This window comes from Allobosea sp. 01N443 (assembly GCF_056399325.1).
This window is the reverse complement of record NZ_JBFTRC010000415.1, coordinates 1-721: the sequence shown is the minus strand read 5'-3', so window position 1 is coordinate 721 and position 721 is coordinate 1. Positions and strand designations below refer to the sequence as shown.

Annotated in this window: 1 pseudogene; it reads left to right on the top strand. The window is 67.0% G+C overall.

Going from position 1 to position 721, the window contains the following annotated elements:
- Positions 1–545 (top strand): annotated as a pseudogene (locus tag AC1DRP_RS36765) (MFS transporter); the annotation flags it as partial.
- Positions 546–721 lie beyond the last annotated feature (176 nt).

The following is a 721-nucleotide window of genomic DNA, read 5'->3' as shown; positions in this document are numbered from 1 at the left end:
TCACGTTGACCGCGTTGGGCTTTGCGACGCTGGCCGGGATCAGCCATGTCGAAGGCCCCATGATCATCGTCGCCGGGACGGTTCTGCTCTCGCTGGGGCTCGCGCCGATCGTCACGCTGACGACCGATCTCGTGGTCGGCAGCGTTCCGCCCGAGCGCGCCGGCACGGCGTCGGGCCTGTCCGAAACGAGCGCCGAGTTCGGCGGCGCTCTCGGCATCGCCATCCTCGGAAGCGTCCTGACTGCGCTGTATCGCTATCAGATGGGCCTGGCCGTGCCGTCGGGCGTGTCGCCGGAGGCGGCCGCTGCTGCGCGTGATACGCTCGGTGGCGCATTGACCATTGCAAAGGAGGTCGCGGGGACAGCCGGGGCAGACCTGCTTGCGACGGCGCGTGCGGCCTTCACACGCTCCTTCGCCATCACGGCGGGGCTCTGTTCGGCGATTGCGGTCCTTGCCGGCCTCTTTGCGGTCGTGATGCTGCGTGGCGTTGGTGGCGGCCCGGACCAGCACCACGAGGCCGGCGCGCCGGCTCCGGTTGCGCGCTAGCTGCCGCAGCTGCGACGGCTAGATCATCGGACCGGAAATCGTATCCGGTCCGATGATCTAACCCTTTGTGTTTGCATCGGCTTTTCCGAAAACCGCAATCCACTTTTCGGGCCGATGCAATAGCGCGAGACGGTAAGAGGTCAGCCCGGCCCGGCGCCCTGCGTATTGACATAGAC